General features: G+C 26.9%; 22 protein-coding genes and 3 riboswitches. Of the genes, 19 read left to right on the forward strand and 3 right to left on the reverse strand.

Annotated features, from left to right (window positions below):
- The first annotated feature begins 4 nt into the window (after positions 1–4).
- From EMELA_RS00105 to lysS, 4 genes are all read left to right on the forward strand, one after another.
- Complete coding sequence (locus tag EMELA_RS00105) at positions 5–1183, forward strand: carbohydrate ABC transporter permease (RefSeq protein ID WP_028123926.1); 1179 nt, start codon at positions 5–7, stop codon at positions 1181–1183.
- 74 nt (positions 1184–1257) lie between these two features.
- Positions 1258–1575, forward strand: a complete 318-nt coding sequence (locus EMELA_RS00110) for a DUF1904 family protein (RefSeq protein ID WP_028123927.1) — start codon at positions 1258–1260, stop codon at positions 1573–1575.
- Between the two features lie 2 nt (positions 1576–1577).
- Positions 1578–2555: a tRNA dihydrouridine synthase DusB gene (dusB, locus tag EMELA_RS00115; protein ID WP_028123928.1), complete on the forward strand. Its 978-nt coding sequence runs from the start codon at positions 1578–1580 to the stop codon at positions 2553–2555.
- Between the two features lies 1 nt (position 2556).
- The gene (gene lysS / locus EMELA_RS00120) at positions 2557–4056 is read left to right on the forward strand and encodes a lysine--tRNA ligase (RefSeq protein ID WP_028123929.1); all 1500 of its coding nucleotides are present in this window, start codon (positions 2557–2559) and stop codon (positions 4054–4056) included.
- Positions 4057–4095: 39 nt separating this feature from the next.
- Here the strand turns inward: lysS and EMELA_RS00125 are convergent, their stop codons facing one another.
- Positions 4096–5376 carry an MBL fold metallo-hydrolase gene (locus tag EMELA_RS00125; RefSeq protein ID WP_028123930.1) on the reverse strand — a complete coding sequence of 427 codons (1281 nt, stop codon included), beginning with the start codon at positions 5374–5376 and terminating at the stop codon, positions 4096–4098.
- A 123-nt stretch (positions 5377–5499) separates the two neighbouring features.
- A riboswitch (nucleoside riboswitch) is annotated at positions 5500–5562 on the forward strand.
- A 691-nt stretch (positions 5563–6253) separates the two neighbouring features.
- A riboswitch (nucleoside riboswitch) is annotated at positions 6254–6315 on the forward strand.
- Between the two features lie 103 nt (positions 6316–6418).
- On the opposite strand from EMELA_RS00125, the gene EMELA_RS00130 reads away from it, so the two are divergent.
- On the forward strand, positions 6419–6652 hold the full coding sequence (locus EMELA_RS00130) for a lipoprotein (RefSeq protein WP_028123931.1): 234 nt from the start codon (positions 6419–6421) through the stop codon (positions 6650–6652).
- 236 nt (positions 6653–6888) lie between these two features.
- Here the strand turns inward: EMELA_RS00130 and EMELA_RS00135 are convergent, their stop codons facing one another.
- Positions 6889–7089, reverse strand: coding sequence for a hypothetical protein (locus EMELA_RS00135; RefSeq protein ID WP_028123932.1), 201 nt, complete (start codon positions 7087–7089; stop codon positions 6889–6891).
- A 161-nt stretch (positions 7090–7250) separates the two neighbouring features.
- Here EMELA_RS00135 and EMELA_RS00140 point away from each other — a divergent pair, with 161 nt between their 5' ends.
- The 13 genes from EMELA_RS00140 (at position 7251) to EMELA_RS00200 (ending at position 21873) form a co-directional block, all read left to right on the forward strand.
- The gene (locus tag EMELA_RS00140) at positions 7251–9329 is read left to right on the forward strand and encodes a hypothetical protein (protein ID WP_028123933.1); all 2079 of its coding nucleotides are present in this window, start codon (positions 7251–7253) and stop codon (positions 9327–9329) included.
- A 12-nt stretch (positions 9330–9341) separates the two neighbouring features.
- A complete protein-coding gene (locus tag EMELA_RS00145) occupies positions 9342–11240 on the forward strand; it encodes an ATP-binding cassette domain-containing protein (RefSeq protein ID WP_028123934.1) in 1899 nt (632 codons plus the stop codon).
- A gap of 17 nt (positions 11241–11257) precedes the next feature.
- Entirely contained in the window at positions 11258–12226 is a 969-nt protein-coding gene (locus tag EMELA_RS00150) for a carbohydrate ABC transporter permease (RefSeq protein WP_028123935.1), read from the forward strand.
- Positions 12227–12234: 8 nt separating this feature from the next.
- The gene (locus EMELA_RS00155) at positions 12235–13374 is read left to right on the forward strand and encodes a carbohydrate ABC transporter permease (protein ID WP_028123936.1); all 1140 of its coding nucleotides are present in this window, start codon (positions 12235–12237) and stop codon (positions 13372–13374) included.
- A 63-nt stretch (positions 13375–13437) separates the two neighbouring features.
- The gene (locus tag EMELA_RS05065) at positions 13438–13935 is read left to right on the forward strand and encodes an MBL fold metallo-hydrolase (RefSeq protein ID WP_268875469.1); all 498 of its coding nucleotides are present in this window, start codon (positions 13438–13440) and stop codon (positions 13933–13935) included.
- Between the two features lie 147 nt (positions 13936–14082).
- Positions 14083–14235 (forward strand): hypothetical protein, encoded by a 153-nt coding sequence (locus EMELA_RS00165; protein WP_156932100.1) that lies wholly within the window; start codon positions 14083–14085, stop codon positions 14233–14235.
- Entirely contained in the window at positions 14184–14603 is a 420-nt protein-coding gene (locus EMELA_RS00170) for a hypothetical protein (RefSeq protein WP_028123939.1), read from the forward strand. Before EMELA_RS00165 ends, EMELA_RS00170 begins: the two co-directional genes overlap by 52 nt.
- Before the next feature lie 389 nt (positions 14604–14992).
- The gene (locus tag EMELA_RS00175; RefSeq protein ID WP_028123940.1) at positions 14993–16954 is read left to right on the forward strand and encodes a 2-hydroxycarboxylate transporter family protein; all 1962 of its coding nucleotides are present in this window, start codon (positions 14993–14995) and stop codon (positions 16952–16954) included.
- A gap of 24 nt (positions 16955–16978) precedes the next feature.
- Positions 16979–17236: a citrate lyase acyl carrier protein gene (locus EMELA_RS00180; protein ID WP_028123941.1), complete on the forward strand. Its 258-nt coding sequence runs from the start codon at positions 16979–16981 to the stop codon at positions 17234–17236.
- 2 nt (positions 17237–17238) lie between these two features.
- Positions 17239–18132 (forward strand): HpcH/HpaI aldolase/citrate lyase family protein, encoded by an 894-nt coding sequence (locus tag EMELA_RS00185; RefSeq protein WP_028123942.1) that lies wholly within the window; start codon positions 17239–17241, stop codon positions 18130–18132.
- A 1-nt stretch (position 18133) separates the two neighbouring features.
- Positions 18134–19684: a citrate lyase subunit alpha gene (gene citF, locus EMELA_RS00190; protein ID WP_028123943.1), complete on the forward strand. Its 1551-nt coding sequence runs from the start codon at positions 18134–18136 to the stop codon at positions 19682–19684.
- 1 nt (position 19685) lies between these two features.
- Positions 19686–20828, forward strand: a complete 1143-nt coding sequence (locus EMELA_RS00195) for a citrate lyase holo-[acyl-carrier protein] synthase (RefSeq protein WP_051584582.1) — start codon at positions 19686–19688, stop codon at positions 20826–20828.
- Positions 20821–21873 carry a nucleotidyl transferase family protein gene (locus EMELA_RS00200; protein ID WP_028123944.1) on the forward strand — a complete coding sequence of 351 codons (1053 nt, stop codon included), beginning with the start codon at positions 20821–20823 and terminating at the stop codon, positions 21871–21873. The genes EMELA_RS00195 and EMELA_RS00200 overlap by 8 nt, the downstream gene beginning before the upstream one ends.
- Here the strand turns inward: EMELA_RS00200 and EMELA_RS00205 are convergent.
- Positions 21860–22690 (reverse strand): triphosphoribosyl-dephospho-CoA synthase, encoded by an 831-nt coding sequence (locus EMELA_RS00205; RefSeq protein WP_084485278.1) that lies wholly within the window; start codon positions 22688–22690, stop codon positions 21860–21862. The two genes, EMELA_RS00200 and EMELA_RS00205, sit on opposite strands and share 14 nt — an antisense overlap.
- On the opposite strand from EMELA_RS00205, the gene EMELA_RS00210 reads away from it, so the two are divergent.
- Positions 22670–23296: a bifunctional 4-hydroxy-2-oxoglutarate aldolase/2-dehydro-3-deoxy-phosphogluconate aldolase gene (locus tag EMELA_RS00210; RefSeq protein WP_028123946.1), complete on the forward strand. Its 627-nt coding sequence runs from the start codon at positions 22670–22672 to the stop codon at positions 23294–23296. The two genes, EMELA_RS00205 and EMELA_RS00210, sit on opposite strands and share 21 nt — an antisense overlap.
- A gap of 147 nt (positions 23297–23443) precedes the next feature.
- Positions 23444–23540, forward strand: a riboswitch (purine riboswitch).
- The last annotated feature ends 71 nt before the right edge of the window (positions 23541–23611 follow it).

Genomic DNA, 23611 nt, shown 5'->3' on the forward strand with positions numbered 1-23611 from the left:
GCTTATGAAAAATACAAACAATATATCACAAATAGCATTTAACAGATCTGAACTTAAGTTTAGCAGACGTCAAAAAAGCTATGATAAAGACATCCTTAAATTAGATAAAATTAAAAACCAATATGAAAATGTAATAATTTATACACAAAATAAAGTTAAAAAATGATTAATGCAAATACTGCTGATCATTCGTATTTATTTTTATAAAAAATATATTAATATAAAACACAGAAATTACATAAGAAGTGTAAGTAAAAAGAATAGCAGAATACTTAAGCTAGCAGGAGATTTTTGATATAAGAGAATCTTTTTAAACTTATCAACATATTCAGCAATTTTTATTATGTTAATATTCTTAATCTTTCCATTCTATTGAATGTTAATGACTTCGTTTAAACCTTATTCAGAAGTTGAAAGTGGTGTTTTAGAATCTTTATGACCAAAGGAATGAACACTACAAGTATATAAAGATATGTTTAAATACATTAATGCAGAAGGAAATCCTGATTCAATCTCAATTCCGAGATTCTTTTTTAACTCATTATTAGTTGCTTCATTATCAACAATCTTTCAATTAATTGTTTCTGTATTAGCTGGGTTTGCAATTTATAATTGAAGGACAAAACTTAATCCGTTATTCTTAATGGTTATTTTCTCAATTATGATGGTACCAGCAGAATCACTACTTTTAGGTAGATATTGAATAACAGTGCAAATGCAATGAAAAGATACATTGATGGCATTGATTGTGCCATTCATAGGAAATGTATTTACAATTTATTTAATGAGTAATGCCTTTTATGATTTAAGTAAGGACTTAAAAAGGGCGTCAAAGATTGATGGTTTAAATACATTCCAATACTTTTTAAAAATTGCAGTACCAGCAGTTAGTGGAGCAATTTTAACAGCAGGAATTATTTCATTTATTGATTCTTGAAATGCTGTTTTATGACCAATCACTGTAATGGATAAAGATTCAGGTCAATGAAGAACAATTCCAATGTTACTTTATTCAATTATGTATTCTGATGGAATTATTCCTGGATATCAATTAAATCCAAATAACATTAAAATGGCAGCATGTATTATTTCAATTGTGCCAATGATTGTAATCTTCTTAATCTTCCAAAAATGAATTATTCGTGGTTTATCAAGACAAGGGTCTAATGGAAGCAAAGGATAAAACAATAATTAAGAACTTTCGAGTTCTTTTTTATTTTCTATTTGTTAAAATAAATAAAAGAAAAGAGTGATTTTATGCCAATTTTAAAATTTAATGGAACAACTGAAGCACAAGTAAAAGCGTATGCAACTAAGGTTGATGAACTTGTAGATTTAATTGTAGCCAAGCCAGAAGCAATTTTAATGATGAGTAATGATAATAATGTTTATGCTGCACAAAACACAAACAAAAGAATATATGTAGAAGTAGATTGATTAGCAAGACCAGAAGAAGCACGAGTTGCATTAGTTAAACACTTAACTGATTTTTTTGGTGGTGAAGGTATCACAGTTTCTGTTAAGTTTACAGAAATTAATAAACACTTATATGTAAACAATAATAGAATGGGTTAATAATGAAAATAGGTAATGTAGAAATAAAAGGTAAATTAGTACAAGGCCCAATGGCTGGAGTTTCTAATCCACCATTTAGATTAATTTCAAAAGAGCATGGTGCTGATTTAGTATGTGCTGAAATGGTTTCTGTAGAAGGAATTACACACAATAATAAAAAAACATTTAGTATGTTAGCAGTTGATCAACAAGAATTCCCAATGAGTATGCAAATATTTGGCAATGATGTTGACTCATTTATTGTTGCAACTAAATGAATTGATGAAAACGTTGATTGTGACATTATTGATTTAAATATTGGATGTCCAGCTCCTAAAGTAGCTGTTAGATCAGCTAGTGGCTCAAGTTTATTAAAAACTCCAGAACTAATTTATGATATTGTGAAAGCTGTTGTTGAAAACACTTCAAAACCAGTCACTGCTAAAATCAGATTAGGATGAGATAAAAATAGTGTTAATGCTGTTGAAGTTTCAAAGCTAATTGAAAAAGCAGGGGCTAGTGGTATTACAGTACATGGAAGAACAAGAAGTGAATTTTACTCAGGTCATGCTGATTGAGAAAAGATTAAAGAAGTTAAGGATGCTGTTAATATTCCAGTCATTGGTAATGGAGATGTAATAGATGGACCAAGTGCTAAAGCAATGTTAGACTTAACTGGATGTGATGGAGTAATGATTTCAAGAGGATGCCAAGGTAATCCTTGAATTTTTAAACAAGTTGCACATTATTTAGAAACTGGAGAAGAATTAGCTAAACCAAGTTTTGAAGAATGAAAAGAAACAGTCTTAAAGCATGCTAAAATGTTAATAGATTATAAAGAAGATGAAACAAGTGCAATCAGAGAGTTTAGAAAACACTTAACTTGATATTTAGCAGTATTACCTAAAACTGAAACATTAAATCAGTTAAAAGATGAAGCAAACAAAATTGATACATTTGAAGATATTAAAAAGATTATAGAAAAGTATAAAGAGGTATAAGATGGCAGAAAGAAAATTTAGTGAACAAGAATTAGTACGTAGAACTAAACTTGAAAAATTAATTGAAAATAACAATGATCCTTACACAATTAGTAAATATGTAAGAACACATTTATTGAAACAATTAATTGATTTGTATAATGTCTATGAGAAAGATGAACTAGCAAATTTAAATCAACCAGAAATTAGTATTGCTGGAAGAATTAAGTTATATCGTGAAGCTGGAAACAAAGCAGCTTTTTTAAACATTGAAGATCAAGATGCTGACATTCAGGTGTATGTAAGACAAGACGAAATTGGAGAAGCTGCTTTTGCTGACTTTAGAGAACTAGATCTAGGAGACATTGTTGGATTTAAAGGTATCATGATGAAAACAAATCATGGTGAATTATCTTTAAGAGCCAAAGAATATACTTTATTATCAAAAGCTTTAAGACCATTACCAGATAAACATGCTGGAATTCAAGATATTGAAGAAAAATACCGTAGAAGATATGTTGATTTAATTACTAATCCAGAATCAAAACGTGTTTTTCAAGCAAGAACAAAAATTATTAGAACAATGCAACAAATGCTTGATGCTCGTGGATATATGGAAGTTGAAACACCAATTCTTCATGGAGTTAAAGGTGGAGCTGCTGCTAAACCATTTATTACTCACTATAATGCTTTAGATGTTGATGTTTATTTAAGAATTGCTACAGAGCTTTACTTAAAAAGATTAATTGTTGGTGGATTTGATGGAGTTTATGAAATTGGAAGAATCTTTAGAAATGAAGGAATGAGTACAAGACATAACCCAGAATTTACCATGATTGAATTATATGTAGCTTATGAAGATATGTTTTTCTTAATGGATTTAACTGAAGAAGTATTTAGAAAATGTAATGCTGCAGTTAATGATTCACCAGTGATTGAATATGGTGGACATAAATTAGATTTATCAAAACCATTTAAACGTTTACATATGGTTGATGGAATTAAACAAGTTACAGGAGCTGACTTCTGAAAACCAATGAGTGTTGAAGAAGCATTAGAATTAGCTAAAAAACATAATGTACATGTTGAAAAACATAACTTTACAGTAGGACACATTATTAACTTATTCTATGAAGAATTTGTCGAAGCTACAATCATTGAACCAACATTTGTATATGGTCATCCAAAAGAAATATCACCATTATCTAAATCAAATGCTCAAGATTCAAGATTTACAGATCGTTTTGAATTATTTATAGTTGGAAGAGAATATGCAAATGCCTTTAGTGAATTAAATGATCCAATTGATCAATACGAAAGATTTAACGATCAAATTAAAGAAGCTGCTGCTGGAAATGATGAAGCAACAGAAATGGATATTGACTTTATTGAAGCATTAGAGCATGCAATGCCTCCAACTGCTGGAATAGGAATTGGAATTGATCGTTTAGTAATGTTATTAACAAATAGTGAATCAATTAAAGATGTATTACTATTCCCACAAATGAAACCAAGAGATTAAGATATTTAATAATAAAAGAAGAGCACTTAATGTGCTCTTTTATACTAAGTATTTGTTAACTATATTTGCATTATGATAAATCATTTTATTTTCTGATGTATTATTTGTTGTTAAACGATATTCAAAAGTATAATTTTGATGATCATAATCCATTATATTATTATATTCTGCAACTGATGTAACTGATTTAGGAGCAACTCCAGTTAGTTTAACTAAACCTGTAACATCACCAAATGATTGTTTTATATTATAAATAACTTTTCCTCTATTTGGGTCTTCTGTTTGATTCTTTTTACCAAGTTCTGATGTTGGTCTTTCATCAGGAAAAACTAATGCATTAGCATATCCCTTTCAATATTCTGTGGCTGTTGTTCCTGAAATAATTACTTCTTCTGGTTTAATTTGTAGTGCACCTAAGGCAAAAGTAATTGATTGTGATGAGTTAGCTGATCCATGATGAGATGGTAAATAAACATCAACAGGTTTTTCTTTGATTTTATTTTGAACAGTTAAATCACTCATTATTGGAGTTTTATTAGTTTTAAGGTTTGTTTTTCAATTGTCATGATCTTGCATATCTCCCGGAAGTAAAAATGTTTTATTGTTTACTGCAAATCTTCAAATTGCACTAGTTGAATTTGGATTATCACCACAAGCTTCATCTAAATTTTCTTGACTTGCGTATGCAGAAATGTTTTCAATATCAACGCCCATAAATTGATAGTTTCTGTCAAAGTTAGTATCTACCTTAATATTCTTTCCATTACTTAAAGCATGAATAGTTGTCTCTAATCCAAGACTATCCATTGGAGCAACAACAGTACCAACATCAAAGTTATTAACTATAGCTTTTAACCCACTAAAATGATCTTGGTGTTTATGTGAAATAAGGATAGCATCAATATAATTTACATGAGCAACATTTTTCATGTAATCAACAACTCACTTAGTTCTGTCTGTGCTATCCATTTTTCAATTTCCTGTTTCACTTGCTTTTGAACTATAATGATCTAAACCATCATCACTAACACCTTCATTTACTTGTCCACTCATTCCAACACCCACATCAAAAATTACTGCGTGATCTTGGTTTTGTAAAAAAGTAAAATTAGCATTTCCAACAGATAAAACTCAAAATGAGGTTGTTCTTTCTAAATTAACGTTGTTACGACTTCTATTGCCTTCGCTGCCGCAGTTGTTATTGTTGTTACTTGCATCTCTTGGATTTGTAACATCATTGTTTCATTTGCATGATACTAATAATGAACTAGAAGCCATTGTTAAGCTTAATGATCCTAAAATACTTACAAATTTTTTCATGAAACCCCCAAGTTTTAATTATTTTCTCATAAAAAAATTAAAAGAAATTAAAAATTGTATAACTATAAGATTTTTTTTAATATATAATTTTCTTATCAACTTAATATCGCTAATATCGCAAAAATTTATACATGGTAGCATAATCGGCTAATGAACCGCCTCAAGACCTATGTTGAGACTATAAGTTTTATTAAAAGGGAATGTTTTTGCTTGGTCAAAAATATTTCCTTTTTTCTTATGTTTAAGTTGGAAGGGGAATTATAAATGAAGAAATTATTGTCAATTTTTAGCGCACTTACTTAAACTGTTACATCTTCAATTGTTTTAGTTTCATGTAATAATGATAAAGATACAGGTGGAAATCGAAATGGTGAATCTGGGGAAACGGATCTAATGAATCTGATTTAATTGAAGCAACAGCAAAATATAATACAAATATTAAAGACGTACAGACTTTTATTATTAAAGGTTTAAATATTACAACTAATAAGACATTTACATCAAAAAGTGATGTAAATGCACAATTAAAAACATTAGATTATACTGAATTAGCATCTGAGAAAATTCACTTTTCACCAAACTTAATAATTGGTGGTAGTAAATAAAAAGAAACAACAACAGTAGCAGAAGCAAATATAAAAGCTGCATTATTAACATCAATGTCTGTATATATTACTTCTATTAGAGCTTAATATACACAAGCAACAACAACACCTTCAAAGAATGTAATAACAATTGATTATCTTCAAGTTAAAAATGGAACATGAGATGGTGGAACTTATGGTTTATGAGGTGAAAAACTTTTTATAAATGATTATGTAAGTTAAAAAATATAACATTTTTAGTCTATAATATTTTTATCAACTTAATATAAAAAACTTATAATGGTAGCATAATGGGCTGCTGTACCCCTTCAAGACCGATTTTGAGACTATAAGATAAATGTAGAGGTTTTTGTTAGTAAACAAGACCTCTTTTTTCTTTGACAAATTTTTAAAGTTGATTTTTTTAAAAAATTAGGCGTTAAATATTAGGCGAATAAATGAAAAAATTATTAGCTATATTAGAAGCAGTTGGATTAACTGCAACAACATCAGTTGCTGTAGTTTCATGTAGTGGAGATAAAGCAAACTGAAAATTAAACGATGACAAAAAAGTTACTTTAAATACTGTTAAAGGTGTTAAAACAGATTTGGGGAAAGTTGCAGACTTTAGTTATAAAACAATTCAAAATAAATTTTTTTGAATTAAACTCAGACATTCTTCCAGAAGATAGTTAAGCACCACATTTCTTTGTAAGAATAGATTCAGATACTACAGCAACTGTAACAGGTGCAAATAAACAACTTTTATATGAAACAACATTTGACGAAGGAGTAAAGTTACTTTTACAGTACCTGGTTCAGAAAACTTAGTTGTTCTTTCTACTTTAACATTAGATAAAGAATTAGATGAAGCACAAGCAGCAAATATTACTTGATATACTAACAGTGAAGGAAAAACAATTCCTGATTATGCAACTAGAACTCAAGCATTCTTTGATGCTAATAAAGATGCATTACCAGCAGGAACAACAGCTTCAGATTTATATATAAATGGAAAAAACTTTACAGAAGTTAATGCAACAACAAAAAAATGAGAAAGTACTGTTAATGGATCAAATACATCAAAAATTTTAAAATCAACAGGTGCAAATATTAAATTTACTTTCATAATACCAGCATAATAATAATCGTTATAATATCAAATAAAAAATCAAAAAAATTTGATTTTTTTTTATAACATTTTTATTTTTAAAAAACAATAAGAATAATCGGTTTATCTTATAAAAATAAAATATAATAATATTAACTTAAATTAAAAAGGGGTAAAAAATGAAAAAATTATTAGCTATTGGATTATCTTTAAGTATTGTTGCATCATCAGCAACATTAGCCGTATCTTGTGGTCCGGGAAATACAAAAAATGTTCAACTTTGATTGTTACAAGAATCTGCAAGTGCAACAAGTAAAATTAACTCAGCTTATGCACAATTAGTTAAAGACTATAATAAGCAAGCAAAAGCTGCGGGAAAATTACAAGTTGATTTTAAATGAAAGGCTTCTGGTGCAATTAATAAAACAATGATTACTGACAAAGCAAAATTGCCAGATCTTTATGTAAGTTATCCAGATGCAGTTTCTTATTATAAAGTTGCTTCAACAACAAAAGATTTAGTTAGAGATATGAAAAAAACATATGGATCAAACTATGAAAAAGATATTCAAAATGGGTTTGTTGATCCAGTCTTTTTAACAGAAGGAACAATTGGTGAAGATATAAATGTATTACCATATTTTAAATCATTAGATTTTTCAACAATTAATTTAAATTTATTTAGAGAAGTATATACAATTTTAGTTACAGGTTCTAATGATTATACAGCTGATGAAGGTAAAGCAATGACTGACCAAATTAATGCATATAATGCAATTAGAGCTAAAAGAACATCTAATTCAAATGAGCAAAAAAATTCAGATTTATCAGATATTAAAATATTTGGGAAAATAGATGCTCAAGGAAAAGTCGTTGTAACAAAAGAACAAGTTCAAGATATGCAAGATGCATTTGGTGGAGAATCAGCAATTACAGCTTTAAAAGAAAGATTTGATGGAAAAAAAGGTTCAGAAGTAATTAATGAAATTAAAGCAATAAATGCTAGACATTCTGAAATTTTGCCATTTATTAGAGCTATAAATGCAGGCTTAACTTTTAATGAAGGTGTTGATGCTATTGCTCAAGCTAAAAGTGATAAAAATGGTAAGTATGCAAAAATGACTACTAAAACTACTAATCAACACTATGCAATAGCAATTGATTCATTAACAAATAAATTCTTTATGGATTATGCTTCACAAAGTGGAAAAACAGTAGCTGATACAACAAGTGCTGATAGTGATTTCATATATACAGTAAATCCTAATTTTGATAAAAAAGAAGCAACTGTTACTTTAGATAAAGAATCACAAGCTTATAAAAATACAACTAGCTTTTTACAAGAATTAAAAAACATAGCTTTACAAAATAATAATGCAACAAATACTGATATTGCAGCACAATGAGATGGTGTATTCTTATCAGGTAAAATGGATGCTTCAGCTAAACTATATGTTTCTGAATACTTTAATTCAGGATCAACTTTATATTCATCAGGATCAACTGCAGGTATGTGAGCATATCAAAGTTCAACAAACTTAAATAGATATGATATTCTAGTAACTTCTGCAATAAATGCTGAAGGTAATCAAGGTTACTTCTTGTCACAAGGACCTGGAATCGCAGGATTCAATAGTCAAGGTTCAAATGCAGCTGAAAAAGAAAAAACAGTTACAGATTTCTTAAATTACATCTATAAAGCAAATGTTCAAGCTGCATCTTCAATTCAATCAGGATATTTACCTTCAACTAAAGATGGTATGTCTGTATTTGAAAAATATCATACAGAAAAATTTAATGTTAATACTGGTGAATGAAATGTAGATTTAGATGCTGAAACAAATGCAGATCTAAAAGCAGAAGTTGAAAGATTAGAATCAACTTATAATTTTAAATTTGCACCAATTACAGCGGTTGATTCAAATGATATCATTGTAGGTAAATGATTAACTAATGATATGTTAGTAGATTACTTTGGATTTAATAATCAAGGTGTCATGGATCCAAGAGTAATGAAAAATAATTTAAAATATGTAATAGGTACACTAAATATTTTAGGTGATGGAATTAGAAATTCATTTGATTCTGCACTTAAAACTGGAACAAAAACATTAATGAATTTAAATGATAATCCAGGAACTAATTTTAGTGAATTATTTACAATTGGTAAAGAAAATTATAATGTCTCAAAATGAATTTATGAAAAAAGAAATGATCTAATTAGTGATATTTATGTTAATCCTAAAAACAAAAAATAGTAAAGGCAAATTATGAGTATAAAATTAAAAAATATAACTATAGATTATGGTAATTTTTTAGCCGTTGATAATTTGAATATTAATATAGAAACAGGGAAACTTGTTTCTTTATTGGGTCCATCAGGTTGTGGAAAAACAACAGCGCTAAATTCTATAGCAGGTCTTATCAATACTACAAAAGGACAAATATTGTTTGATGGTATTGATGTAACAAATAAAACAAGTCAAAAAAGAAATATTGGATTAGTTTTCCAAAGTTATGCTTTATATCCACATATGACTGTTTATAAAAACATTGCATATCCTTTATATCATTCAAAAAGTTTTAAAGATGAGTTTAAAAGAGAAAACAAAAAAAATAGATCACTATTAAAAGCAGTTACTCAAACAGCAGGTTATGAGTGCATATATAATGAGCAACAAAACTTTTTAAAAAAATACAAACAATTTATAAAAAAAATATCAACGAAATTAGAAAAACATAAAGAAGAATTTTTACAATTACACAAAGATTCAATAATAAAATATACAACACAAATTTTAGGGCAATATGAAAATTCTGAGATTTTACAAAACCAACTTATTAGTTATCTTTTTGATAAAATAAAAATTAAATTTACAAACATTAAAAATAGTGTTGATAAAGTGTTTTTTGATGAATACAAAAAAATTAAAATGTCTAATTTAGATGTTAGATTTTATGAAACAATTAGCTATTATGCATGAGTTAATGCTAAAAAAATAAAAACAAATAAAGAACACATGGATAGTTTAATTAAAACAAGTAAAAAAAATAAGAAGTTGATTGTTAAAGAGCAAAAAGAAACTGTTCCTGGAGTTATTATTTTTAATAATTCAACTACAAACGAGTATAAACAATATCTAGAAATTAAAACAAAATTAACAGAAGCATTTATTAATAAAAAAATCGAATCTATTAAAAATCAAATTATTTCAGGTTTTGAAGGATTTAAAAATGACTTTTTTGATGAACCGCTTTTTTCAGGTTTAAATGAAAAAGAAATTATTAAAACAAAATCACAAGTAATTAATTTTATGAATACAAGAAATAATAATAATTTATATAGTGATGAAAAAGTTGATTTATTAAGTTTACAAAAAGATATTCAAAAAAATATTTATACTTTTAAAAGAAAAGTTCAAGAATTAGTTTTAGAAACTTCTGAAAAAGTTGAAATTAGAAATCAATTAAATAAAAAACCATATGAGTTATCAGGTGGGCAACAACAAAGGGTTGCAATTGCAAGAGCTATTGTAAAAAAACCTAAAATTTTATTACTTGATGAACCACTTTCAAATTTAGATGCAAAACTTCGTTTAACAACAAGAGAATGAATTAAAAGATTTCAACAACAAGTTGGGATAACGACAATTTTTGTTACTCATGATCAAGAAGAAGCTATGAGTATCTCTGATTCAATTTTCATTATGAATAAAGGTGTTTTACAACAATCAGGAACACCAATTGAAATATATGAAAATCCTATTAACACTTTTGTTGCTAATTTTATTGGTACACCAAACATGAACTTTATTCCAACAATAGTTGAAAAAAGCAAACTATTATTACCAAATGGCAAAACTATTCCATTTAAATATGAAGCTTCAGGTAAAGCAAAAGTTACTTTAGGTATTAGACCAGAACATATTTTTATTACTAAAAAAGAAGGTTCTACAAAACTTGGAACAGGTTCACTAGTACACATCGAAAGACTAGGAAAAAATAATCACTTAAAAATTAAAGTTTCAAAAGATTTAGAAATACAACTTTTAGTTGATCCAAGAGAATGAGATAAAATGGATGCTAATAAAGAAATTGACATGTACTTTAATACAAATCAAATATATGTATTTGATGAAGTTGGAAAAATTATTTCAAACGAAAAATAGAAAGTTTTAAATTTATAATGAAACAAAGAAGTATTAAACAAGAAAAAGATAATTTTAAACCTAAATTTTTTGCTAGTTCATCGAAGCCAAAAAATATGGAATCAAGAAAAAGTGATCTTTGAATTCAATTGATTTGAATAATTCCTGGATTATTTTTCATATTACTGTTTTCATATTATGCAATTTACATTATTTTTGCACAAGGTTTTAATGCTAATGGTGCTTTAGAAGGTTTTATTCTTTCAATAAAGAACTTTCAAAATGTTCTTTATAAATCAAATGAATTTCCAATTGCGTTAAGAAATACATTAATTTATTCAGTTGTAGCAATTCCGATATCACTTTTAATCGCTCTTATAACAGCAAAAGCTTTATCAAATATTTTAAACAGAAGAATTTTTTCTTTCTTACAATCTGCATTCTTCTTACCATATGTAACATCTTCATTAGCTGTTGCTATGGCATTCTCAATGATTTTTTCAAACAATGGAACTTCATTATTAAATCAATTTTTTAGATGAATTGGGACAGGATCAATTGACTGAGCAAAACCAAGTAACGCTATTATCGTTTTAATTATTTATGGTGTTTGAGGAATGTTACCTTTTAAAATTATCTTATTTACTGCAGCATTTATGAAAATTGATAAAAGGTTATATCAAGCTGCTTCAATTGACGGAACACCTCAATGATTACAATTTTGAAAAATATCAATTCCCCAAATTATGCTAGTTATAATTTATACAATAACAACAGGAATTATTGGTGGATTTAAATTTATGCCTTTTGGATTATATCCTTCATATCAATCAGCTGTTGCATCTCAAGCACAAACTGCTGTTTATTATATTTTTAACAAAACAAGCCAATCAGCAGGAGCAGCAGGAGAAGCAGGAGCCGCTTCAATTATCTTGATGTCAATCATTTTAGTGATGACTATATTTAACAGATATTTAACAAAATATTTAAATAAGAAATTTAGGTAGGTATTAAAATGAGAAAAGACATTAATAAATATAAAGAAAGATATGATGGTGATATTCTTAAAAAAGAAGAATTCATTTATGAACATAACGAAAAGGCAATTTATGAAAGAAACTTTTTTAAAAAAGTTTCTAGCAATATGAAATTTAATATAACTTTAAAAATGATAAATATAAAGTTTCAATTAAGAAATAGAATTTATTTAAATCATGTTAAAAAAACAGCTAAAAAAACATTAACTTTATCATCTGATAGTTTACTTAAAAAAGCTGCTTCAAAATTTTTAAATGCAATTGTTTTATTGATTGTAGGAATTATAATATTATGCCCTTTCTATTGAATGATTATTACGTCATTTAAAACATATCCTGAAGTTGCTCCTGGCATTGATCAAACAATATGACCAAAAGTATGATCACTTCAAGCCTATAAAGATACATTGAAAGTTGTAAAAAATATGGCAGATTTAAATGACTTAAATATAAGTAGATTCTTTATTAACTCAGTTGTAGTTGCATTACTTTCAACTTTACTTCAATTATTTGTATCACTACTTGGTGGATTTGCTATTTATAATTGAAAAACACGTTTTAATTCAGTATTTTTAATTATTATCTTTTCAATAATGATGGTTCCAGGTGAAGCATTATTAATGGGAAGATTTGTTCTAATAAGTAGAATGGGGTGGGCAAACACTGGTCTAGCTTTAATTGTGCCATTTATAGGAAACGTGTTTACCATTTATTTAGTAGCAAATGCTTTTAGTGCATTAGGTTCAGATTTAAGAAAAGCATCAAAAATTGATGGTTTATCAAACTTTCAATATTTCTTTAAAATTGCTACACCTGCAATTAGTGCTACATTAGTTACTGCATTTATAACAGGACTTATTACATCATGAAACTCAATCCTTTGACCAATTACAATTATTGATCAAAATGGTACATGAACAACTATACCTATGCTTTTATACAAATTCTTGAACATTACAGGACAAGAAGTTGGTAATAATGCACCTAATGATCCAATTAATGTTAAAATGGCAGCTTGTTTAATTTGTATTTTACCAATGATAGTATTGTTTGTTGTTTTCAATAGACCTATTATTAATGGATTAACAAAAAGAAATTCAGGAGGAAATAAAGGATAATGAAATTTGGTAGAATGGTAGAAAAAAATCTTATTTTATAGCTCTTTACCATTAGTATTATTAATTGGAACAACTGTTGTAAGTTGTGGAACTAAATATGTTGATTCACAATATTATGTTCTTTCAGTTGGTAATGCAAACTTTACTTATCTTCAAATTGTAGATACAGCAACTGTTATTGATGCTGGAGTAGGAAGAAGTGCAGAACAAGGTGATTCACTTAGTGGAACTGAAGATAGCATAATCTACTCAAACGCAGAAACAAGAGCAAACGATTGAAAATGAGAAGACAGAGCTGGTGTTACTGATTGAGAAGTTAACTTTATGAAGTCAATTGGTGTTAAACAAATAGATACTATTTTTATTACTCACCAACATACAGACTATTACAATGCTGTTAATGCATTAGTAAAAGCATTCCCTGTTAAAACTGTGAACGCTCCTTTAATGGGTGCAACTGGTTTAAGAATAGAGTTATCATCTTCTATTACAACAGTAAACACTAAATTTGAAAAGACATATAAAAGTCAAGGATACACATTTACAAACATTACAGCGTAAACTAGTGATGAAGCAATTAAAGAAATAAGTAATCCGTCAACAGATGAAAATGATAGAAGTGTTGTTTTTGAATTTAAAGTAAAATGTCAAACATTTATGCAACCAAATGATATAACAAATCAAATATTTTCAAATGATGACAAATTTATGAAAAAAGTACTTTCTAATAAATTTAACTTTTTATTAGCGGCTCACCATGGTTCAGGTAATTCTATGACTGATGTTTATGAAGCAATGACTGAAAAAGGTTGAGTACCAAAACAAGTTGTTATTTCTGGAATTTCAGATCCTTCAACTTAAACCCTGATGTTGATTTAAGTGAATTTTCAGGAGGGCATCGTTTTCCTGGAACAAATGTTGTTCTGCAATTAATCAATGAATTTAAGCCAAATGGTTTATCTGAAAATTCAATACATGTTACAGGTAGTGGAGATACTTTAGGTTCATATACAAGTCCATATTTAGATTCAGAACATTTTAATCATTCATTTGTTTATAGTTTAACTTCTGAAAATGGTTACAAAGGAGAAATAACTCCAATTAATGACAATATAACTAATTATAAGAATTCAACAACAACTAAAAAAATATATTTAAACAAAATTTTAACTCAATATTTGCGTGTACAGATTATTTATACACAATATTTACAAAAGACTAAAAATTAAAAAAAGCTATAAATTCAGGCTTATTTTTTAGTATGAAAATAAAACTTATACTTTAGCAAATATATTAGATTATTCATCAATAAAATTTACGACAAATAAGTTACTAACTAAACTAATACAATTCTTAAATCAAGAGCTAAATAAAAATAAAATATTTTAACTCTAAAATTAAGTAAAAATATAAATTTAAAACAAATAAAAAATAGTAAGTTAAAACACAAAAAACGGTGCTTGTTCACTATTTTTTTGTACATTCATACGATGATTTATCAAAATTTATAATATCATATAAGTGTTTTTTACAAATCATAAAAATTATTCCATTTTTTTTTACATAATTTGGAATTAATTGTTAATATAATATTGTATACAAAAGAAGGAGGTATTTTATGGAGTTTATGTTCACGCCTGAAGAAATGCAAAGGTTTCAGCTGAAAAAAGAAGCTGGTCAGGCTAAAATAGATAAAAGTAAAGTCAAATTAAATAAAATTCAAGAAAAAAATGAATTAATTATTGAAAAACATTTAGCTAAAGAAAATCTAAGACATACAAAAGAATTAGATAAACTAGAAACTAAAAGGAAAAAGAAACTTTCAACATTATCAACTAAAAATGTTTCAATTGAAATAACTGATGAAATAGTTAAATTTTACGATTCTAAGATCGCTAAAGAAAATGAGTTGTATAAAATTGCTATTAAAAACTTAACTTTAGCAAAACAAGATTTACTAAATGGTATTGAGTCTTCAAATGCAAACAATATTAAAGTTTATTTAGAGTCAATAAATGTAAAAATTAGTAAAGTTAATTGAAAAAGAAATTGAAAAAAATTAAAAGAAAAAGAGTTAACAAAAGATAAAAAAGAAGCAACTTATAAATTATATGAAGAGAGTGATAAAAAATATAAACCACTTCAAATTAAAGTTGATGAAATGATTGAAAATTTTAAACTGCAATGAAGCACTTTTAAATTGAAAACTGAAGTTAAAATTAATAAAACTTCTCAATATACATGAAAGGATTGAATAAATGTAAAAATTTGAACAATCCCTGCATGATTAGCATTTACATTTTTAGCAATAATAATCACAGCCATATTAACTAAATCAGTTGAATCAAACATGATTTACGCACCTGCTATATTATTAATTATTGCAGTTTTTGCTGGATCAATTTTTAGCAAAATACCAGTATGAAAAAAATATTTTGGTGGAGCAGTTATGGGTTCAATGTTTATTGCAGCATTCCTTGTTTACTTTAATGTTTTAGGGCCTGAAGCAAATGCAGCAGGACAAGAAGTTTATGCTTCAATTAAGGCTTGATTTAAAAACCAAGACTTCCTAAGTTTATATATTTCAGTATTACTTGTAGGAGCGGTTTTATTAATGCCTAGAAAATTAATTATTAAAGCAACTGGTGGATTCTTAGTTATTATTGTTGCTGGATCATTATTAGGATTATTATTAGCTATGATGAGTACTTTAGTAACAGGAATGAGTATGCAAAATTTAATTTTAAATTATACTTTACCAATTTTAGCAGATGGAAATGGTGGAGGTATCCAACCAATTGGAAAAATTGCTGAAGCTAACGGTTATGATTCAGGAGTTTGAATGTCTAGAGCATTAGCTATTTCAACTTTAGCGTCTATATTATCAGTTATTGCTGCTGCTATTGTAAGTGGTATTGGAAAATCAAAACCTTCTCTTTCAGGAAATGGAAAATTAATGTTAACTGATATTCATACAGTTTATAGAACAGCTAAAGTAAACGATAGAAATATTGCTGCAGCTTTCTTATTAATTTTAGTTATTTACATTGCATCAGATATTTTAGCAAAAGCTGTATTTACTGAAGCTAGAGTAGGAATTTTAATTCCAAACTTTGCATGAATGATTATTTTATGTTTATTAGCTAACTTATTAGACGTAGTTCCATTGGAAATGAGATTGGGAGCAGAAAAAATTAATAAATTTATATCAAAACAAACAACATGATTATTAATGGTAGGGGTAGGTATTTTATTCATTGACTTAAAAGAATTTATATCAGCATTAAACCCAACTTCAATCTTAGTTTGTGTACTATTTGTATTAGGAGCAGTTGTTGGTCCAATGCTATTAGCAAAAGTATTAAAATTTAATTGTGTAGAAGCTGCTGTTTCAGCTGGATTGTGCATGACAGCTCAAGGTGGTAGTGGAGCTATTGCTGTTTTAGGAACATCAGAAAGAATGAATTTAATGCCATTTGGACAAATTACTTGTAGAATTGCTGGTAGTTTAATCTTAGTGTTTGCTGCCATTGCATTCTCAAAATGACCTGGACCAAACCCAGTAGCAGCATTAGTATAAAATGAAAAGAAATAAGGAGAATATATGGAAAAAATTATAGTCGGAAGTGTTGAATCCGGGGATTTAATGATAACAATTGATAAAAATTCAACAGAGGAAAATAAAATAATTGTTAATTCTAAATTTTTAAACCAATTTGGTGATGAAATTAAGGGAATAGTAAACGAAGTTTTAATTGAAAATAACGCAAAAGGGTGCATTTTAAATATTAATGATCAAGGAGCAATACCTGCAGTCATAAGAGCAAGAACAAAAACAGCATTAGAAAGATTTAAAAAATAATTATGTCAAATACAAAAGTAAATAAATCTAGAAAACACATGTTGTTTGTTCCAGCTGACAAACCCGCAATGTACCGCGATGTTATATTTTACAAACCAGACACAGTAATGTTTGATCTAGAAGATGCTGTATCATATTCAGAAAAAGATGCAGCTCGAAACTTACTTGTTGAAATATTACAAGATATTGATTATTCTAAAAATAAAATTGAAACTTGTGTAAGAATTAATGCTATTGATACAGAATTTTTTGAAAAAGACGTTGAAGCATGTGTAAAAGCAAACGTTGATCTAATTAGAATACCAAAAGCAGAAACAAAAGAAGACGTTTTAAAAACAATTGAAACTTTAAAAAAATATGAAACAGAAAATAAATTACCTTACGAAATCAAGATATTTTTAGCATTTGAAAGTGCTAAAGGTATATTGAATGCTTATGAAATTTCAGCATGTAGTGAAAGAATTGTTGGAATTGCATTAGGAGGAGTAGATTATTTATTAGATTTAAAAGCAAGTAAGCTCCCAAATAGAGAAGAACTTATGTATGCAAGACAACACTTAGTACATGTTGGTAGAACATTAAAATTAGATGTTTTTGACGTTATCTATCCAAAAACTACAGATGCAGAAGGCTTTACTAAAGAATTTAAATTTATTAAAGCTCTAGGATTTAGTGGTAAATCAGTAGTTCACCCTAACCAAATTGGTTTAATAAATGAAATTGTAAAACCAACACAACAAGAATTAGAATTTGCTATTGAAATGCAAAAAGCTTTTGATGAGTCAATTAAAAATGGTAAAGGTGTATTCTTATTTAAAGGACAAATGGTTGATAAGCCAGTTGTAGAGAAACAACTTGAAATTATCGAATTAGCTAGAGAGATGGGGATGTTATAAAATGAGCAGACCAGAAATGACAAAAGAATATTTAGAAAGTATTAAAGGAAGTATTCCATATGAAATGAAGCCTTTTGATGTTAAAAATCCTAATACTTCTAATTTTTCTACAAATAAAACAACACTTCCTAACAAAGGAATAATAAGAGACAAAAGAGTTTCATTAAAAGAAGCAATTATTCAATCTGGACTAAAAAATGGAATGACAATTTCTTTCCATCATCACTTTAGAAGTGGAGATAAAACCATTAAAACTGTTATGGAAATAGTTAAAGAATTAGGAATTAAAGATTTAACTATAGCAAGTAGTAGTTTAACAGATGCACATAACTTTTTAACAAATTTTATTAATGATGGGTATGTTAAAGCATTACAAACTTCAGGATGTAGAGATACTTTAGGAAAATTTGTTTCTGAAGGACATTGTAAAACTCCGATGATCATCAGAAGCCACGGTGGTAGGGGAAGAGCTATAGAATCAGGTGACTTAAAAATTGATGTTGCATTTATTGCAGCCAGTTCAAGTGACATGATGGGTAACTCAAATGGTAAAATCGGAAAATCAAGATGTGGAAGTTTAGGATATGGAATTGTTGATGCTGAAAATGCTAATAAAACAGTTATTATTACTGACAACTTAGTTGATTATCCAAACAAAGTAATTTCAATTTCTCAAACACACGTTGATTTTGTTGTTGAAGTTGAAGAAATTGGAGATGCTAAAGGAATAATGACTAATGAAATTCGTCTTTCATCTAACCCAAAAGAAGAAATTATCGCTAAAAATGTAACAAATGTTATTACAAATACAGAATTGTTTAAAGATAAATTTTCAATACAAATGGGCACTGGTGGAGCATCACTCTCAGTAGTTAAATTACTTAAAAAAGAAATGATTGATAAAAACATAAAAGCAAGTTTTTGTTTAGGTGGAATTACAGGACACCAAGTTTCATTATTAAATGAAGGTCTTGTAGAAGCATTATATGATACTCAATCATTTGATATGATTGCTGGAGAATCAATTGCAACAAACCCAAATCACATTGAAATTTCAGCATCAATGTATGCAAACCCTCATAATAAATCTCCATTTGTTAATAAATTAGACTATGTAATTTTAAGTGCGCTTGAAGTAGACACAAACTTTAATGTTAACGTAATTACAGGAAGCGATGGAGTTATTAGAGGAGCAGCTGGAGGACACCCTGATACTGCTGAAGGAGCAAAAATATCTATTATTTGTTTACCATTAATTAGAGGAAGATTAAGTTGTGTTGTTGAAAAAGTAAACACAATCATTACACCAGGTCATACAGTTGATGTTATTGTTACTGATTTAGGTATAGCTGTAAACCCTTTAAGAAAAGATATTCAAGATCAGTTAAAAGCTGCAGGTATTAAAACAATTACATTAGAAGAAATGCAAAAATTTGCAGAAGATATTATTGGTAAAGCAAAACCTATTGAATGGGATTATTCAAAACCAGTAGCTCTAATTGAAGACAGAGATGGTACAATATTAGATATAGTATACAAGGTAAAAAAATAGAATGAATTTACAAGAAATATTAGATGCCAGAGAAAAGAGAACGCTGTTTCTAAACAATAAACTGGATGGTAACACTTTAGTAATTACCTTTTCTTTAAATATCCCAGGGCTAAACAAATTAGGAAATGACAAAAGAATTTTTATTGAAAAGTATTTTTATGAATATTTAAAATACGTTAATAAGAGATCAAATCAAGTTAGTTATGATTTACTAACTGATGCAAATGGTTATATTTACTATCTATATTTAGACATTAAAAATATTAATCCGATTGACTTGAAAAAAGATGCTTTAAAATTTGAAGAATCTGTTGGCGATGCTGGAAAAATTATTGACATCGATATTTATCTTGCTTTAACAAAAAAAATATCAAGACAAGATATAGCTAAATTAGCTAGAAAATGTTTCTTGTGTGATAATTTTGCAAAAGAATGTGCGTTTTTACAAAAACATAGTGAAGCAGACTTATTAAGTTTTGTTAATAAAACAATAAATTTAAAAACACCATTTATTTTATCTGAAGAATTTATTTTTGCAGATATTCTAAAAAGAATTAGTGATGGAGAGTTATCTGAAGGAGATAGACTTAAAGAAGAAGAATTATCAGAAAGATATAATGTATCTAGAACTAAGATTCGTGAAGTTATTAAAAAGTTAAAAGAAGACGATTTAGTTACTTTAAAAAAGCACATTGGCGCAAAAATTAAAGTGCTTAATAATACAGAAATAAAAGAAATATTAGAATTAAGAATTTTATTAAAAAGAATAATTTTCAAAAACGTATTTAATAATTATTTAAAACAAAATTACTTTATGATTGATGATGTAAAAAACAGAATTTTAAAAATTAAAGAAAATGATTATGAATTAAAAGCTATTTGAAATATAGAGATTCATACTTTTCTATTTTCTTTATCAACAAAATATTATACAAAAAGTTACTATAACAAATTAGAAACTACATTTGCTTGTATAAATAGAAAAATAAAGGAAAAAATTTTAAAAGGAGAATTTGATCTGTTGAAAAATTTTTTAATTATGTGTGATTCTATTATTAAAAGAGATGAAAAAACATTTTTTAGCAATATTGAAGATTATTTTAATAAAATAGAAAGTTTAATTTTGAGTTTTAAAAATGAGTAATATAGTTTTTGAAAAAGTTAATTTAGAAAATCAAAATATAGAAAATAAAGTAAAAATATTTTTGAACAAATTTGATTTAAAGTATTCAAATATAGATTGCACAATCATTGCTTGAGAAGCAAACGAAATTATTGGCGTTTGTAGTAAAAATAAAAATATTATTAAAAATATTGCTGTAGATGATTCACAAAAAGGATTAGGACTCTTTAATCAATTACTATCTGAAATTAAAAAACAGATAATTATAGAAAATTATAATAACACTTTTGTAATAACAAAAAAATGTAATAAAAAGTTTTTTGAAGATATTAATTTTAAAAAAATATATGAAAATGACAAAATAGCGTTTTTAGCTGAAAATATAGATGAATATAATAATTACAAAAAATTTGTTAATAATAGTAAATTTTGCAAAAAAACCGGAGTTATATTATTAAATGCAAACCCATTAACTAAAGGGCATCAATTCTTAATTGAAGAATCAAGAAAAGAAAATGATTTAACAGTACTTATTCCAGTTATAGATGATTCATCATTTTTTACTACAAAAGAACGTTTAGAAATATTATCAGCAAATTATCAAAATAGTAAAGATATTAAGATCTTTGAAGGAACACAGTTTTTAATTTCTAAAAAATTATTTCCTAGCTATTTTATAAAATCTGATGAAGATGTAATAACTGAAGAAAGCGAAATGAATGCTTGATTATTTAAAGACATATTTTCTGAACAAGTAAAAAGTGGTAATACAATAACTAGATATTTAGGTAGTGAACCATTTTCAAAAACAACTAACAAATATAATGAATTTATTCAGCATTTATATGAAAAAGATGCATTAAAAATCAAAGTTAAAATTGTTGAAAGATATACTAATAAAAATAATGATATTATTAGTGCTTCAAAAGTAAGAAAATTAATTTATGATGAGCAAATTGATAAATTAAAAGATTTTGTTTCTGATGAAACATTTAAATTAATTACAAAAGATGAAATTATTGAAAGAGCACAAGCTAAACCTGAATTAATTTTTAAGAATAATTAATTAGTTTTAAAAACATTACTAAAACAAACAAGTCAGCTGCACCACCAGGTGACACACGCTCTTTTATAAAATGGTTATTGATTTCTTCAATTTCCTTAAAAGACAATTCATTCTTTTCAATTTTGATAGCTAAAGAATTTAGATCAGCTTTAATATTATTATAAGATTGAATCCCAATTTTAAGTATCATAGTTGTATCATCAATATTGACAGTAAGAAAAATTAATAAAAGAAAATATTTTAAATTTTCTTCCAAATTTAAATGTTGAATTGATTGATAATAATTTAATGCTTTAAAAACAACAGGATAGCCAGAAATGGCTATTTGTGTTGGATGTGCTAAATTGTACTCTTTGCACAAATCCATAGATTTTGATTTAATTGGAATTGATTTTAAAGGTTTACAAAAATTAATTATATTTTTTTGTAGAGTACCAGCATTAATTTGTGTGTATAAAAAACAATAAAAGAAAATTGAACTATGAAAAATTAGACCTTTATGGGTGTTGACACCATTAGTCTCTTCAAACATCTTATTTTCAAAATTAAAGCCAATTTGTTTTAAATCATAAAAATCTTTAATTTGATTAAAATCCTTATAAATAGTTTTTAAAAAAGGCTTAAAAATTTTTAAAGAATTTTGAAAAGTTTTATAATCCATGTCAAAATGACAGCCTGAATTTTGTTTTGAAACTAATCCTAAAGAAGGATAAAAACTAAATTCAATTTCAATAGCTTTTAAAAAATCGTTAATAACTTTATTCATATTTTCATTGTACATTAGAAAGGTATAAAAATGACAACAACAAAAAAGCATTTAGAAGAATTAAAAAAAGAAAAATTATCAGCCATAATCAGAACAGATGATTATGATCATGCATATAAAATTATCAAAGCATGTAACGAAGCAGCCATCAAGTTTATTGAAATAACATTAACAGTTCCTAATGCTTACAAATTAATTGAACAAACATCAAAAGACTTTCCTAATTTATCAATTGGAGCAGGAACAGTTTTAACTATTGAACAAGCGCAAAAATCATTAGAAGCTGGAGCTAAATATTTTGTTTCTCCTGTTTGTTTACCTGAATTGGTTAAATGATCAAAAGAAAAAGGTATTTTATGCATGGCTGGTGCAATTACACCAACAGAAATGTTTACATTATGAGAAGCAGGAGCAGAATTAATTAAATTTTTCCCCGCAAATTCAATGCCAAAAGATTATATTAAATTAGTTAAAAACCCACACACAGAATTCCAATTTATTGCAACAGGTGGAATTAACTATAATAACTGTTTAGATTATATTGAAGCAGGATGTATTGCTGTTGGAGTAAGCGCTGATTTAGGATCTGCACCTATTACAAAAACTTATGAAGAAATTTTAGAAGTTGCTAAAAAATATAAAGCTAAATTAAAATAAACATAAGACAAAACAAAAATACTTTAAATTTATTTAATATAAATCTAAAGAATAAAAATAAATTATCAAATACCTTATTAAAGGTATTTTTTATTTTTCAAATATTTTATTTATGTATTATAATTTTTTAATATTTGTATATAATTGATGTATGTAATTAACAGTATTTGTATAAGCCAATATAATGGATTGGTGTTTCTACGACTAAACCTATTTAGTCTCTATAAGTTACTGTTGAAAACTTATTTGGATTTTCATATCCCAATTCTGTTAATTACACCAAGATAAATGATCAAGGAGTTTATTTATAATGGA

The sequence above is a fragment of the Mesoplasma melaleucae genome, assembly GCF_002804105.1.
GTDB lineage: Bacteria > Bacillota_I > Bacilli_A > Mycoplasmatales > Mycoplasmataceae > Mesoplasma > Mesoplasma melaleucae.